Annotated in this window: 16 protein-coding genes; 9 read left to right on the top strand and 7 right to left on the bottom strand. The window is 65.4% G+C overall.

Annotated features, from left to right (window positions below; genetic code table 11):
• Positions 1-202: 202 nt before the first annotated feature.
• Complete coding sequence (thrS, locus tag NV382_RS07310; RefSeq protein WP_260599848.1) at positions 203-2,194, bottom strand: threonine--tRNA ligase; 1,992 nt, start codon at positions 2,192-2,194, stop codon at positions 203-205.
• 258 nt (positions 2,195-2,452) lie between these two features.
• Positions 2,453-3,271, bottom strand: a complete 819-nt coding sequence (locus tag NV382_RS07305; protein ID WP_260599847.1) for an LD-carboxypeptidase — start codon at positions 3,269-3,271, stop codon at positions 2,453-2,455.
• 63 nt (positions 3,272-3,334) lie between these two features.
• Between NV382_RS07305 and NV382_RS07300 the strand changes: the two genes are divergently transcribed.
• The 3 genes from NV382_RS07300 to NV382_RS07290 all read left to right on the top strand — a co-directional run bounded on the left by NV382_RS07300 (position 3,335) and on the right by NV382_RS07290 (position 5,861).
• The gene (locus NV382_RS07300) at positions 3,335-4,726 is read left to right on the top strand and encodes a UDP-N-acetylmuramate--L-alanine ligase (protein WP_260599846.1); all 1,392 of its coding nucleotides are present in this window, start codon (positions 3,335-3,337) and stop codon (positions 4,724-4,726) included.
• Positions 4,727-4,913: 187 nt separating this feature from the next.
• Positions 4,914-5,168 (top strand): DUF6356 family protein, encoded by a 255-nt coding sequence (locus NV382_RS07295; RefSeq protein ID WP_260599845.1) that lies wholly within the window; start codon positions 4,914-4,916, stop codon positions 5,166-5,168.
• Positions 5,169-5,306: 138 nt separating this feature from the next.
• Complete coding sequence (locus tag NV382_RS07290; RefSeq protein ID WP_260599844.1) at positions 5,307-5,861, top strand: CHAP domain-containing protein; 555 nt, start codon at positions 5,307-5,309, stop codon at positions 5,859-5,861.
• Positions 5,862-6,154: 293 nt separating this feature from the next.
• On the opposite strand, the gene gmk is transcribed toward NV382_RS07290, so the two are convergent.
• From gmk to NV382_RS07265, 5 genes are all read right to left on the bottom strand, one after another.
• Entirely contained in the window at positions 6,155-6,817 is a 663-nt protein-coding gene (gmk, locus tag NV382_RS07285; protein ID WP_260600342.1) for a guanylate kinase, read from the bottom strand.
• 89 nt (positions 6,818-6,906) lie between these two features.
• Positions 6,907-7,113 (bottom strand): hypothetical protein, encoded by a 207-nt coding sequence (locus NV382_RS07280; RefSeq protein WP_260599843.1) that lies wholly within the window; start codon positions 7,111-7,113, stop codon positions 6,907-6,909.
• Complete coding sequence (locus tag NV382_RS07275) at positions 7,110-7,325, bottom strand: hypothetical protein (protein ID WP_260599842.1); 216 nt, start codon at positions 7,323-7,325, stop codon at positions 7,110-7,112. The genes NV382_RS07280 and NV382_RS07275 overlap by 4 nt, the downstream gene beginning before the upstream one ends.
• Positions 7,326-7,516: 191 nt before the next feature.
• Positions 7,517-8,902, bottom strand: coding sequence for a class II fumarate hydratase (gene fumC / locus NV382_RS07270; RefSeq protein ID WP_260599841.1), 1,386 nt, complete (start codon positions 8,900-8,902; stop codon positions 7,517-7,519).
• Between the two features lie 232 nt (positions 8,903-9,134).
• Positions 9,135-9,617, bottom strand: a complete 483-nt coding sequence (locus tag NV382_RS07265) for an SspB family protein (protein ID WP_260599840.1) — start codon at positions 9,615-9,617, stop codon at positions 9,135-9,137.
• A 71-nt stretch (positions 9,618-9,688) separates the two neighbouring features.
• On the opposite strand from NV382_RS07265, the gene hisB reads away from it, so the two are divergent.
• The 6 genes from hisB to hisF are packed head-to-tail and all read left to right on the top strand — an operon-like array spanning position 9,689 to position 12,918.
• On the top strand, positions 9,689-10,276 hold the full coding sequence (gene hisB, locus NV382_RS07260; RefSeq protein WP_260599839.1) for an imidazoleglycerol-phosphate dehydratase HisB: 588 nt from the start codon (positions 9,689-9,691) through the stop codon (positions 10,274-10,276).
• Positions 10,277-10,591, top strand: a complete 315-nt coding sequence (locus NV382_RS07255; RefSeq protein ID WP_260599838.1) for a YciI family protein — start codon at positions 10,277-10,279, stop codon at positions 10,589-10,591. It abuts the gene before it with no gap.
• Positions 10,588-11,193, top strand: a complete 606-nt coding sequence (gene hisH, locus NV382_RS07250) for an imidazole glycerol phosphate synthase subunit HisH (RefSeq protein ID WP_260599837.1) — start codon at positions 10,588-10,590, stop codon at positions 11,191-11,193. Before NV382_RS07255 ends, hisH begins: the two co-directional genes overlap by 4 nt.
• Positions 11,181-11,918: a 1-(5-phosphoribosyl)-5-[(5-phosphoribosylamino)methylideneamino]imidazole-4-carboxamide isomerase gene (gene hisA, locus NV382_RS07245; protein ID WP_260599836.1), complete on the top strand. Its 738-nt coding sequence runs from the start codon at positions 11,181-11,183 to the stop codon at positions 11,916-11,918. The genes hisH and hisA overlap by 13 nt, the downstream gene beginning before the upstream one ends.
• Complete coding sequence (locus NV382_RS07240) at positions 11,915-12,154, top strand: hypothetical protein (protein WP_260599835.1); 240 nt, start codon at positions 11,915-11,917, stop codon at positions 12,152-12,154. Before hisA ends, NV382_RS07240 begins: the two co-directional genes overlap by 4 nt.
• Positions 12,151-12,918, top strand: coding sequence for an imidazole glycerol phosphate synthase subunit HisF (hisF, locus tag NV382_RS07235; RefSeq protein ID WP_260599834.1), 768 nt, complete (start codon positions 12,151-12,153; stop codon positions 12,916-12,918). Before NV382_RS07240 ends, hisF begins: the two co-directional genes overlap by 4 nt.
• Positions 12,919-13,009 lie beyond the last annotated feature (91 nt).

Raw genomic sequence — 13,009 nt, 5'->3', positions numbered from 1 at the left:
CCTGAGGTTGTTGACAGATGTATATAGTCTTTTTCGGCGTGCGGTGAAAGGTGTGGGTGCAATGCCGTTGCATCATCCCCTCGCCGTCACCCCGGACTTGTCCGGGGTCCACTGTCCCGGAATCTTAGCGGCTGGTAAGCTGGGGCGCCGGGGACCCCGGAACAAGTCCGGGGTGGCCGGGAGGCCGCTTTATGCGGGGCGCTTAAAGATCCGGCGCCTTCGCATCCGCGACCAGCTTGGCGATCACCTCATCCAGGCCGAGGAATTGCTGCCGGTCGCTGCCGAGTTGACGAAGCGCCACGGTGCCTTCCTCCGCCTCGCGTTTGCCCACCACCAGCAGGTTCGGCACCTTGGCCAGCGAATGTTCGCGCACCTTGTAGTTAATCTTTTCGTTGCGCAGATCGGTCTCCACCCGCAGCCCCGCGGCGCGCAGCTTCGCCGTTACTTCGGCCGCATAATCGTCGGCATCCGACACGATCGTCGCGACCACCGCTTGCACCGGCGCCAGCCACAGCGGGAAGCGACCGGCGTGATGCTCGATCAGGATGCCGAGGAAACGTTCGAACGTGCCGAGGATCGCGCGGTGCAGCATCACCGGGCGGTGGCGCTCGCCATCCTGCCCGACATACGACGCGTCGAGTCGCTCGGGCAGCACGCGGTCCGACTGGATCGTGCCGACCTGCCACGTCCGCCCGATCGCATCGGTCAGGTGGAACTCGAGCTTTGGCGCATAGAAGGCGCCTTCGCCGGGCAGTTCCTCGAACCTGGCCTTGATCGAGTCGCTGAGGCTCGAGACCATCACCGCCTCGCGCAATTCCGCCTCGGCCTTGTCCCACATCTCATCGCTGCCGAAGCGCTGATCGGGGCGTAGCGCCAGCTTGACCGCATAATCCTCGAACCCGAGATGCTTGTAGACGCTGTCGAGCAGGTCGATGAACTGCGCGACCTCCCCAATCAGCTGATCCTCGCGCACGAACAGATGCGCATCGTCCTGCGTGAATTGGCGCACGCGCATGATGCCGTGCAACGCACCGTGCGGCTCGTTGCGATGACAGCAGCCGAATTCGGCCAGACGCAGCGGCAAGTCGCGATAGGATTTGATGCCCTGGCGGAAGATCAGCACGTGCGCCGGACAGTTCATCGGCTTGAGCGCCATCAGATCGGCGGTGCCGCTGAAGATCGCCGCCGCATCGTCCGTGTTCGGAATCTCGTCCGGCACGACGAACATGTTCTCGCGATACTTGCCCCAGTGGCCGGACTGCTCCCATTGGCGCGCGTCCATCAGCTGCGGCGTCTTCACCTCCTGATAGCCCGCGGCATCGAGCCGGCGGCGCATATAGGCCTCCAACTCGCGCCACAAGATATAGCCCTTGGGGTGCCAGAACACGCTGCCCTGCGCTTCGGACTGGAGATGGAACAGGTCCATTTCCTGGCCGATCTTGCGGTGATCGCGCTTGGCCGCTTCCTCGAGCATCAGGAGATGCGCATCGAGCTGCTTCTTGTTGAGCCAGGCGGTGCCGTAGATGCGGCTGAGCATCGCGTTGTTCTGGTCGCCGCGCCAATAGGCGCCGGACACGCGCGTCAGCTTGAACGCCTGAGGATCGAGCTTGCCGGTCGAGACCATGTGCGGACCGCGGCACATGTCGAGCCACTGGCCCTGGCGGTAGATCGTCAGTTCCTCGCCATCGGGCAATTCGGCGGCCCATTCGGCCTTGAACGTCTCGCCTTGCCGGGTCCAGGTGTCGATCAGCTGCTGGCGGCTCCACACTTCGCGGATGAAAGGCTCGTTATTGGCGATGATGCGGCGCATCTCCGCTTCGATCGCCGGCAGGTCCTCCTCGGTGAACGGGCGGTCTTTCGGCGCGAAATCGTAATAGAAGCCATCGTCCGTCGCCGGGCCAAAGGTGATCTGCGTGCCGGGGAACAGATGCTGCACGGCTTCGGCCATGACATGCGCGAAATCGTGGCGCGCGAGTTCCAGCGCGTCCTTTTCGTCGCGCGCGGTGACCAGGGCAAGCTGCGCATCCTGCTCGAACGGCCGCATGATGTCGCGCAGTTCGCCATCAACGCGCGCAGCGATCGCCGCCTTGGCCAGCCCCGGCCCGATCGCCGCGGCGATGTCCGCCGGGGTAGTGCCCGGCGCTACCTCGCGGACGGAACCGTCAGGCAGCGTTATGCGGAACATCTCGGACATCGGGGAACGGTTCTTTCGTGCAGGGCAGAGGGGCGGGCTTATGCCTGGAGGCGGTATATAGGCAAGCTTGCGGATGGAGGCGAGGGTTACGCATGGTTGCTGTGCTCCCATCGAAACGCGTCGCCACTTCTATGCTCCCCGGCGGAGGCCGGGGCCCAGTCGCGGCGCAGAAGTTGGTTGACGCTGCGCGGAGTTACCTCGGCCATCTCAACTGGGCCCCGGCCTTCGCCGGGGAACTCCATGAACTCAGGTTTACGCTCAAGCCACCCCGAACGGCACAACGCAATTCGCCGCATAATGGCCGATCTGCGCCCGCCCCAGATACGGCACGCCCATATCCGCGCACCAGCGCACGATCATCTGCTCGGGCGTGTCGTTGAAGACCACGTCATTCTCGATCACGTCCCCCACCACGCCGAGCCGTACCCCGGCCATGCCCTTCAGCTGTGTCGCATGCGCCATCGTGAACAGCATGCGATCGATGCGGTACAAAGGTTCGCTCACTTCCTCGATCATCAGCACATGGTCGGTGAGATCGGGCAGGTATTTCGATCCGATCAGCGCGCTCAGAATCGACAGGTTGAACGCGGCATGCGGCCGCGCATCGATCGAAGGCTCGAGCGAACGGCGATCGCCATTCACCAGCCACGACAAGGAACGCGAGACACATGCTCCGTGATCGTTCTTGCGGCGGATTTCGCTCGGCATCGGCCCGTGCGCCTGGCGCCCGATGCGGCTGGCATAGAGCGCGCCGAGCAGGAACCCCATGTCGGAATAACCGAGATAGGTCTTGTGCTTGGCGGCGGCGCTCAGCTGCGGGATCACCGTGTCGAGGATGCGATTGGCGCCGTAACCACCGCGCGCGAACCAGATCGCGTCGAACGCGGGATCGTTGGCATATTCCAGGAACGCGGTGGCGCGCAGTGAGTCCGCGCCGGCGAAATGCCCGTCGCTCAGGAAGCATTGCGGGTGGAACACGATGTCGACTTCGGGGAAGCTGACCGCGACCAGCGCCTGCATCATGCTGTTCACCGCCGGGTCGATCGGTCGTGCTGGGCTGACCACGCCGATGCGCATGCTGGAAGTGCCTTGTCTTGGGGCGCTTGCCCCGTTGCCGAAATGCCGCGATAGCCCGCGGTCATGGAAACGCGCAAATCCTACTTCTTCGTCGGCGTCGGCGGCTCGGGCATGATGCCGCTGGCGATGATCCTCGCCGGGCGTGGCGAAAGCGTCGCCGGCTCGGACCGCACGCTCGACAAGGGGGCTCTGCCGGCCAAGTTCGCCGACCTCGCCGCCAAGGGGGTACAGTTGTTTCCGCAGGATGGCAGCGGGATTACCTCGCCGGATCAGATCGTCGTCGCCTCCGCCGCGGTCGAGGCGACGGTGCCGGACATTGTGGCGGCGGAAACGGTCGGCGCGGCGCGGATGAGCCGCGCGGAATTGCTCAGCGAGTTGTTCAACGCCAGCGTGCTGCCGATCGGCGTGGCGGGGACGAGCGGCAAATCGACCGTCACCGGCATGATCGGATGGATCCTGCACGCCTGCGGGCGCGATCCCACGGTGATGAACGGCGCGGTGATGAAGAATTTCGCGGCGCCCAATGCCCCTTTCGCCAGCGCGCTGGTCGGGGCGGGGGAGGCGTTCGTCTCCGAGGTCGATGAGAGCGATGGCTCGATCGCGCTCTATTATCCCAAGATCGCGGTGCTCAACAATGTCAGCCTGGATCACAAGAGCCTGGAGGAATTGCGCGACCTATTCGGCACCTTCGCGGCCAAGGCGGTGACGACGGTGGTCAATGTCGGCGACGGCGAATCCGCCGCGCTGGCGATGAGCCTGCCGCGCGAACGCCTCGTTACCTTCGCGATCGACGCCTCGGCCGACCTGCGCGCGGAAAATCTCGTGCCCGAGCCGTTCGCGATTCGCTTCGATCTCGTGAAGGGTGGCGAGCGGCATGAGGTGCGGCTGGCGGTGCCGGGGCGGCACAACGTGTCCAACGCGCTGGCGGCCTTGGGCGCGGTGCGCGCGGCGGGCGTGCCGCTGGCTGAGGCGATCGCCGCGCTTGCCGGGTTCGTGGGGCTCAAGCGGCGCTTCGAGCTGGTCGGCGAGGCGGGTGGCGTCGCGGTGATCGACGATTTCGGGCACAATCCGGACAAGATCGCCGCCACGCTGGAGACGCTGCACGATTTTCCCGGGCGGCTGCTCGTGCTGTTCCAGCCGCATGGCTATGGCCCGCTGAAGGTCATGCGGCGCGACCTGGTGGCGATGTTCGCCGAGCGGCTGGCGGCGGACGACGTGCTGGTGCTGCCCGATCCGGTCTATCAGGGCGGGACCGTCAGTCGGGAGGTGACCAGTGCGGATATCGTCGCGGAGATCGCCGCGACGGGTGCGCACGCCGTCCATGTCGCCGATCGTGGCGGCGCGGCGGCGCATCTCGTGGCGCTGGCCCAGCCAGGAGACCGGATCGTCGTCATGGGGGCTCGCGACGATACGCTCAGCCAACTGGCGGCGGAAATACTGGGAATGCTGCGCTAGCATCCTCGAAGCTGTTCCCCGGCGAAGGCCGGGGCCCAGTCGGTAAGCAGAAGTTGGCGTACGCTGCGCGTCGTAACATCCACCTTTACTACTGGGGCCCCGCGTTCGCCGGGGAACAAGGGGTGGCAGGCTGACACCCCCGGCCCCGTGTGATAACCTGCAACCGCACCATCAACGAGGTAGCCCCATGATCCGTCGCCTGTTCCTCGATCACCCCGCATCGGTCGGTGAGAGTTTCACCGAACATTTCGGCGTGGCCTCCAGCTTCGGCATGACGATGATCGCTGCCGGCCTTGCCAGCCTCGTTCACGCGTTCGTGCCGGCATTGTTCAAGACGACCGGCAGCCGCACCGTCGCGCGGCTCAATCAGCGGATTGTCGACATGCGCGCGGCCAAGGCGGCCGATGAGGCACAGCGCAAGACGGTCGAATACGTCATCTGAAGGCGAGGCGAGGGGGCTTCGTCGTACGGTCAACTCACTTTGTCCTGAAAGGTTCCGCGGTCGGACGCGATGGGGTTTCCACCGCGCCGCCGACCTGCTTTGAGACCCTCACTGAACGAGCGGACCTGAGGGGGTCACATGAAATTCAAGGCTTTAGCAGCGCGTTTTGCGCTAGTGTTATCGTGCGTCCTGATGGGGACCACGCCTGCGGCGGCACAGTTTTGGCAGTGCGCTCCCTATGCCCGTTCGATCTCCGGTATCGACATTCACGGCAATGCTAACACCTGGTGGGGCCAAGCCGCCGGTCGCTATGCCCGCGGCAAGGCGCCCAAGGTCGGTGCCGTTCTGTCGTTCCAGTCGAGCGGCCGCATGCGCCTCGGCCATGTCGCGATGGTCTCGGGTGTCGTCAGCGACCGTGAGGTCAAGCTGACCCACGCCAATTGGTCGCGCCGCGGCGGCATCGAGCGCGACGTACGCGCAGTGGACGTGTCGGCAGCCGGTGACTGGAGCATGGTCAAGGTTTGGTATGCCGCCAATCACGATCTCGGCACCTCGGCCTATCCGGCCAACGGTTTCATCTACTCGGACGGCGCAGCCAAGGGCGGCGATGTCGATCCGCTGCCGCCGGTGACAATGGCGTCCAACGCCAAGAACGCCGGCATCCTCTCGCTGGTCAATCGCACCGCTTTTTGATCCGAGGTGAGGTAACCAGATCGGAGCTGGCTTGCCACGCGCGTGACATTCAGCCCCCTTTCACAAGCTGGCAGCCGCCGTCACCCCGGACTTGTTCCGGGGTCCACCGCGCCGCAAGCTGGTCCTTCAATCCACTACTCTCTGGCCAAGCCGCTTAGTGGACCCCGGAACAGGTCCGGGGTGACGGGCTTGGTTTATGCAACGCACCCATAAACTGATGTGCATCGGCCTTGAACCTGATGTCGCGCATACCCTAGTTTCGCTGCGAACGAGGGGCCCCGGCCCGGCTAGATCTACCGCAGCAGCTTGCGGATAAACCCAATGATCCCCGTCTGGCGCGAGCGCTTCAGCCGTTCCGCTGCCAGGATCGTCTTCACCCCATCGAAGCAGGTCTCGACATCGTCGTTGACCAGCACATAGTCATAGCCATCCCAATGGCTGACTTCGTTGGCGGCGCGCGCCATGCGGGCTTCGATCACGTCCATCGAATCGGTGCGCCGGCCGATCAGCCGCTGGCGCAACTCGGGCATGGACGGCGGCAGGATGAAGACGCGAACCACGTCGCCCCCGGCGAGTTGATGCAATTGCTGTGCGCCCTGCCAGTCGATGTCGAACAGGATGTCGATTCCCTGTTCCAGCGCGTTCCACACCTGCGCTTTGGGTGTGCCGTAGCGGTGATCGAAGACGTGCGCCCATTCGAGGAACTCGTGGTTCGCAACCATCGTGCGAAACGTCTCAAGATCGGTGAAATGGTAATGCACGCCGTCGACTTCGCCGGGGCGGATCGGGCGGGTGGTGTAGGAGACCGACACCTGCAGCTCGGGGTTGGACGCGAGCAGCTTTCCGGCAATGGTCGATTTGCCCGCGCCCGACGGCGAGGAGAGCACGAACATCATGCCACGGCGCTTGAAGCCGTGGGGATCTTCCGGGTTTTCTTGAGCTTCGGGTGACGGCATGCGCGCTAGTGGCGTGGCGATGACCATGGCGTCAAGTCACGAGGCGATAATCGTGTCGCCGGGGCATCATGCCCCGGCGATCCGTACAGTCAGACGGTAGTGTTGCGCCGTGTATCGCGATGCCGGTCATAGGCTTTCTTCGCGACATAGGCACCGCCTAGCGCCAGTCCGAGCGGGCCCATGCGGGTCAGCACGCGGCTGGCGACCAGGCCGATCGCCGCGCCCTTGATCCCGCCACTGCCATCACGACGATCGAGTTCGCGACCGACTAGTGCACCGATGATGCCACGAATCATGCTTTTTCTCCTTCGCCGAACACGGCGCCCTTCAATTCCGTTGCGCCACGCAACACGGCCCAGCCGACCGCGTAGGTAACGGCGATCGGCAATGCGACCTTCAGCACATTGGCGACGATCGCGCCCTTGATCGCGCCATCCGCGGCGCCGTCGTCACCACTCATCGAATCGATCGCGCCACCGATCAGCGCGCCTATGGTCGTTGCACCCACGAGTTTCTCCTTGGTTCGATGGGGAAAGCGCGCGGCGGCGAGAGGAGTTCCCGATCCTCCCCGGAACGGCGAGGTGGCAGCCGCAGACTGACGGAGGGGGTGGGCCGGCAACGGTGCGCGTGAGGAGGCCCGCTCCACCATTTGCTGAAGGAAGCAAACGGTCCCCCTCCCCGTGCCGGGGCGGAGCTAGGTCAGACCATGTCTTCGGCGCGGACGAGGCGGTCGAAGGTGGGTTCGTCAACCAGGCCGAGCGCGAGCCCGGCCTCCTTCAGCGTCAGGCCCTCGGCATGCGCGTGCTTGGCGATCTTGGCGGCGTTGTCGTAGCCGATCTCCGGCGCTAGCGCAGTGACCAGCATCAGCGAGCGGGCGACGAGGTCGTCGATCCGCGCGCGGTTGGGCTCCAGGCCATCGACGCAGCGTTCGGCAAAGCTCTCCATGCCGACGGTCAGCAGATCGATCGAGCGCAGCACGGCCGCTCCGATCAGCGGCTTGAACACGTTGAGTTCGAGGTGCCCTTGCAGCCCGCCGACGGTGACGGCCGTGTGGTTGCCGATCACTTGCGCGGCAACCATGGTCAGCATCTCGCACTGCGTCGGGTTCACCTTGCCCGGCATGATCGAACTGCCCGGCTCGTTCTCGGGCAGGTTGAGCTCGCCAATGCCCGAGCGCGGACCAGAGCCGAGGAGGCGGATGTCGTTGGCGATCTTGCTGAGCGACACGGCAAGCGTGTTCAGCCGCCCGGAAAAGTCGACCAATGTGTCGTGCGTGGCGAGCGCCTCGAACTTGTTGGGCGCGGTCTCGAACGGGAATCCGGTCAGGTCTGACACGGTGGCGGCAAATGCCTCGGCGAAGCCGTCTGGCGTGTTGAGGCCCGTGCCGACCGCGGTGCCCCCCTGCGCAAGCTTGCTTAGGCCATGCTCGATCAACGGCACGATGCGGGTCCGGGCAAGGCGGAGCTGTGCGTAATAGCCCGAGAATTCCTGCCCCAGGGTGAGCGGAGTCGCGTCCTGCAGGTGCGTGCGACCGATCTTCACGATCTCGCCCCAGGCGGTCACCTTGGTCAGCAGACTGGCCTCCAATTGCTTGATCGCCGGGATCAGCCGATCACGCGCCGTCAGCGCTGCGGCAATGTGCAGCGCGGTGGGAAAGCTGTCGTTGGACGACTGGCTCATATTGACATGATCGTTGGGGTGGACGGGGGACTTGCCGCCGCGCTTCCCCGTCAGCAGTTCATTGGCACGCCCGGCGATCACCTCATTGACGTTCATGTTGCTCTGCGTGCCGCTGCCCGTTTGCCAGATGACCAACGGGAAATGATCATCGAGCTTGCCGGCGGCAACTTCGGCGGCTGCAGTGTCGATCGCATCGGCGATGTCGGCAGGCAGGCCATGATCGCGGTTCACGCGCGCGGCCGCCTGCTTCACCAGCGCCAAGGCATGGACGATCTCGATCGGCATGCGTTCGCGCGCGCCAAACGGGAAGTTTTCGATCGAACGCTGGGTCTGCGCGCCCCAATAGGCGCTGGCGGGAACCTCGATCGGGCCGAACGAATCGGTTTCGGTACGTGTGTCGGTCATGGGCTGCTCCGTCATGCCGGGCCTGTCGCAGCATCCGCTGTGCCACTTGGTCCGTTATGCATGATGTGCGGTGCAGGGTGCGCCGGAACAAGTCCGGGGCGCCGCCAAACTTCGTGGTGAAAGGCAGTCGTGGGAGTAAACCCCATAACGTCGGCCGCGGCGGCGCCGCGCCCCCCGGCGGTTCGCGTCGCTTGCGCGACCGGCGATTAGCGCTCGCTAATCGCCTCGCTCCCTATTTCTTGCGCTTGAAATCCACGGCGACGACGTTCGAACCGTCCTCGACCGGCACCAGCGTCGGGCCGTCATTTTCGGCTTCGTCATGCGGGTCGGGGCCGTCCGGGCCTTCCTGCGCCTGGAAGCGCAGTTCGAAATTTACGCTGGGATCGTGGAAGCCGGTGATCGCTGCATAGGGGATGACCAGCTTGGACGGGATCTGGTTGAAGCTGAGCCCGATCGAGAAGCCGATATCGTCGACCAGCAGATCCCAATAGCGATTCTGCATGACTATCGTCATTTCGTCCGGGAAACGCTCGATCAGCCGCTGCGGGATATCGACCCCCGAGGCCTGTGTCTTGAAGGTGATGTAGAAGTGATGATCGCCCGGCAGGCCACCATTCTCCGCGACCGAACCCAGCACGCGGCCGACCACGGCACGCAGCGCCTCCTGGACGATCTCGTCATACGGAATCAGGCTGTCGGGCATTCCATCGGTCATGTCCCTTGGGTAGCGCGCTTTGGGGGCGGGTCAAGATTGCATGCGCGGGCACACGCGCTATTGGGGTCGCCATGCGCACCGCCACCATCAGCCGCTCGACCAGCGAGACCAGTATCGCCGTCACCGTCAATCTCGACGGGACGGGCATGTACAACGTCTCGACCGGGGTCGGCTTCTTCGATCACATGCTGGAGCAATTGTCGCGGCATTCGCTGATCGATCTCGACGTCAAGACGGTCGGCGACCTGCATATCGACCAGCATCACACGGTGGAGGATACCGGCCTGGCGATCGGCGAGTGCATCGCCCGCGCGCTCGGCGACAAGCGCGGCATCCGCCGCTACGCCGATGCGATCTCGCCGATGGACGAGACGCTCACGCGGGTGGCGATCGACATATCCGGGCGCCCCTGGCTGGTGTGGAAGACCGAGTTCAGCCAGAAGCGGCTGGGCGAAATGGATACCGAGATGTTCGAGCATTTCTTCCATTCCTTGGCGCAGACGGCCGGCATCACGCTGCACATCGAGACGCTGTACGGGCAGAACAACCATCACATCGCCGAAGCGGCGTTCAAGGGTGTCGCCCGTGCACTGCGCGAGGCGGTGGAGATCGATCCGCGCAAGGCCGACGCGATCCCCAGTACCAAGGGCGTGCTGTAAATGGCCGCGCGGCACCGCGCCGACGGGCCGCTATGCCTGATCCTGCTCGATTATGTCGCGCCGCTGGACGAGGTCGACGTGCATATGGCGAACCATGTCGCCTGGCTGAAGCGCGGGTTCGACGAGGGCGTGTTCCTGATCGCCGGGCGGCAGGACCCGCGTGGCGGCGGTGTGATCGTGACGCGTGGGCATCGGCGGGAGGCGGAGGCACTGGCGGTGAGCGATCCGTTCGTGACCAGCGGTGTCGCGACGGCGCAGGTGATTGCTTTCAACGCCAGCTTTGCCGCGCCGGAGATTGCGGCGCTGCTGAAATGAGTGTGGCGCTGATCGATTACGGTGCCGGCAACCTGCATTCGGTGCACAATGCGTTGCAGGCGGCGGGGGCGAGCGACGTGCTGGTCACGGCCGACGCCGATGCCGTGGCCAAGGCCGATCGTATCGTCCTGCCCGGTGTCGGCGCGTTTGCCGCCTGTGCCTCGGCATTGCGCGCGGTGCCGGGGATGATCGAGGCGCTCGAACGGCGCGTCCGCCACGAGGGTACGCCGTTCCTGGGCGTGTGCGTCGGCATGCAGTTGATGGCGGAAACCGGCGAGGAGCATGGCAGCCACCCGGGGCTTGGCTGGATGCAGGGCAGGGTGACGCGGCTCGCGCCGGCCGATCCGGCGGCCAAGGTGCCGCACATGGGCTGGAACGATGTCGTGGCGACTTCCCGCCATGCGCTGATCCAGCCGGGCGAGGCCTATTTCCTGCATTCCTACGCCTATAGCGGCGCCGACATCATTGCCACGACCGAGCACGACGGGCCGGTCACCGCGGCGATCGGGCGCGACAACATGTTGGGGGTGCAGTTCCACCCCGAAAAAAGCCAGCGCTACGGCCTGGCGCTCCTCGAAAGGTTTCTCGCATGGCGTCCCTGATCGTCTTTCCCGCGATCGACCTGAAGGGTGGGCAGGTAGTGCGGCTGGCCGAAGGCGACATGGATCGCGCGACCGTCTATGGCGACGATCCGGCGGCGCAGGCGATGCTGTTTGCGGGGCAAGGCGCGGAATATCTGCACGTCGTCGATCTCGACGGCGCATTCGCCGGCAAGTCGGTGAATGGCGAGGCGGTGGCCTCGATCGTGGCGCAATTTCCGGGCCATGTGCAATTGGGCGGCGGCATCCGCGACCGCGCCGGGATTGAGCGCTGGTTCGATCTTGGCGTATCGCGCGTCGTGATCGGCACTGCAGCGCTCGAAAACCCGGAACTGGTAAAGGAGGCGGCGCGCGACTTCCCCGGCGGGATCGTCGTCGCGGTGGATGCCAAAGACGGCATGGTCGCGACACGCGGCTGGGCGGATGTCTCAACGGTTGAGGTGATCGACATGGCGCGGCGCTTCGAGGATGCCGGGGTCGCATCCTTGTTGTTCACCGATGTCGGGCGCGACGGGATGCTGAAGGGCTGCAACGTTGAGGCGACGGTCGATCTGGCGCGCGCGGTGCGTATCCCGGTGATCGCCAGCGGCGGCGTGAAGGGGATCGGCGAGATCCACGTGCTGGCGCTGCACTCCAAGGACGGGGTGGAGGGCGTGATCACCGGGCGCGCGCTGTATGACGGGCGGCTGGATCTGGCGGCCGCGCTCAGTGTGGCGGCAGCGGCGTGAACAAGCTGCTCACCGCGGTGCTGACGCTGGCGGTGACCGCGTTCTATATACCGCTGCTGCGGAAGCAGGTGCGTGATGGCGTCACGGTCATCCCCCTTGGCGCGTCTCAGCCTATCTCCATCCGCTACGACGAGCATCCTTATGGATTCTGGATTTCGGTCGCAGTCCAGGGCGTGCTGATGGCGCTGCTTGTCTCGGCAAGCCTACTGCTCGCCTGGCAGGGGATCGAACCATGACGGTTCGTGCCCGTGTCATCCCCTGTCTCGATGTGGCGAACGGCCGCGTCGTCAAGGGCGTGAACTTCGTCGACTTGCAGGACGCCGGCGATCCGGTGGAGCAGGCGCGCGCCTATGATGCGGCAGGGGCGGACGAGCTTTGCTTCCTCGACATCACCGCCAGCCATGAGGCGCGCGGTACGATCCTGGACGTGGTGCGGCGGACGGCGGCAGTGTGTTTCATGCCGTTGACGGTCGGTGGCGGGGTGCGTTCGGCCGACGACGCGCGCGCGCTGCTGCTGGCCGGGGCGGACAAGGTCGCGGTCAATTCCGCCGCAGTGGCACGGCCGGAGGTGGTGGCCGAGATCGCCGACCGGTTCGGCAGCCAATGCTGCGTCGCCTCGGTCGACGCGCGGCGGACGGGGGACCGCTGGGAGGTATTCACGCATGGCGGCCGGCGGGCGACCGGGATCGACGCGGTGGAGCACGCGCTGAACCTCGTGCGGCTGGGGGCGGGGGAATTGCTCGTCACCTCGATGGACCGCGACGGGACGCGCAGTGGCTACGATCTCGACCTGATCCGCACGATCGCCGATCAGGTCGCGGTGCCGGTCGTGGCATCGGGCGGTGTCGGCGGGCTGGACGATCTGGTCGCGGGCGTGGTCGAGGGGCGGGCGAGCGCGGTGCTGGCAGCCAGCATCTTCCACTTCGGCGAAGCGAGCATCGCCGACGCGCATTCTGCCTTGGCGGCGGCAGGGGTGCCGGTGCGGCGACCAGTATCCTAACTGTTCCCCGGCGAAGGCCGAGGTCCAGTCGCGGAACAGAGGGAAACTGGCGTCGCGCATGATCATTGCCGATGTCACTACTGGACCCCGG

The sequence above is a fragment of the Sphingomonas endolithica genome (genome assembly GCF_025231525.1).
GTDB classification, from domain to species: domain Bacteria; phylum Pseudomonadota; class Alphaproteobacteria; order Sphingomonadales; family Sphingomonadaceae; genus Sphingomonas; species Sphingomonas endolithica.
This window is presented reverse-complemented; position numbering and strand designations above follow the sequence as displayed.

What these genes read in the sequence shown, in the direction of transcription:
- hisF (WP_260599834.1), top strand. Translation starts at nt 12,151, where the DNA reads ATGACGGTTCGTGCCCGTGTCATCCCCTGTCTCGATGTGGCGAACGGC.
- hisA (WP_260599836.1), top strand. Translation starts at nt 11,181, where the DNA reads ATGGCGTCCCTGATCGTCTTTCCCGCGATCGACCTGAAGGGTGGGCAG.
- thrS (WP_260599848.1), bottom strand. Translation starts at nt 2,194, where the DNA reads ATGTCCGAGATGTTCCGCATAACGCTGCCTGACGGTTCCGTCCGCGAG.
- NV382_RS07265 (WP_260599840.1), bottom strand. Translation starts at nt 9,617, where the DNA reads ATGACCGATGGAATGCCCGACAGCCTGATTCCGTATGACGAGATCGTC.
- NV382_RS07280 (WP_260599843.1), bottom strand. Translation starts at nt 7,113, where the DNA reads ATGATTCGTGGCATCATCGGTGCACTAGTCGGTCGCGAACTCGATCGT.
- hisH (WP_260599837.1), top strand. Translation starts at nt 10,588, where the DNA reads ATGAGTGTGGCGCTGATCGATTACGGTGCCGGCAACCTGCATTCGGTG.
- hisB (WP_260599839.1), top strand. Translation starts at nt 9,689, where the DNA reads ATGCGCACCGCCACCATCAGCCGCTCGACCAGCGAGACCAGTATCGCC.
- NV382_RS07300 (WP_260599846.1), top strand. Translation starts at nt 3,335, where the DNA reads ATGGAAACGCGCAAATCCTACTTCTTCGTCGGCGTCGGCGGCTCGGGC.
- fumC (WP_260599841.1), bottom strand. Translation starts at nt 8,902, where the DNA reads ATGACCGACACACGTACCGAAACCGATTCGTTCGGCCCGATCGAGGTT.
- gmk (WP_260600342.1), bottom strand. Translation starts at nt 6,817, where the DNA reads ATGCCGTCACCCGAAGCTCAAGAAAACCCGGAAGATCCCCACGGCTTC.
- NV382_RS07295 (WP_260599845.1), top strand. Translation starts at nt 4,914, where the DNA reads ATGATCCGTCGCCTGTTCCTCGATCACCCCGCATCGGTCGGTGAGAGT.
- NV382_RS07255 (WP_260599838.1), top strand. Translation starts at nt 10,277, where the DNA reads ATGGCCGCGCGGCACCGCGCCGACGGGCCGCTATGCCTGATCCTGCTC.
- NV382_RS07290 (WP_260599844.1), top strand. Translation starts at nt 5,307, where the DNA reads ATGAAATTCAAGGCTTTAGCAGCGCGTTTTGCGCTAGTGTTATCGTGC.
- NV382_RS07305 (WP_260599847.1), bottom strand. Translation starts at nt 3,271, where the DNA reads ATGCGCATCGGCGTGGTCAGCCCAGCACGACCGATCGACCCGGCGGTG.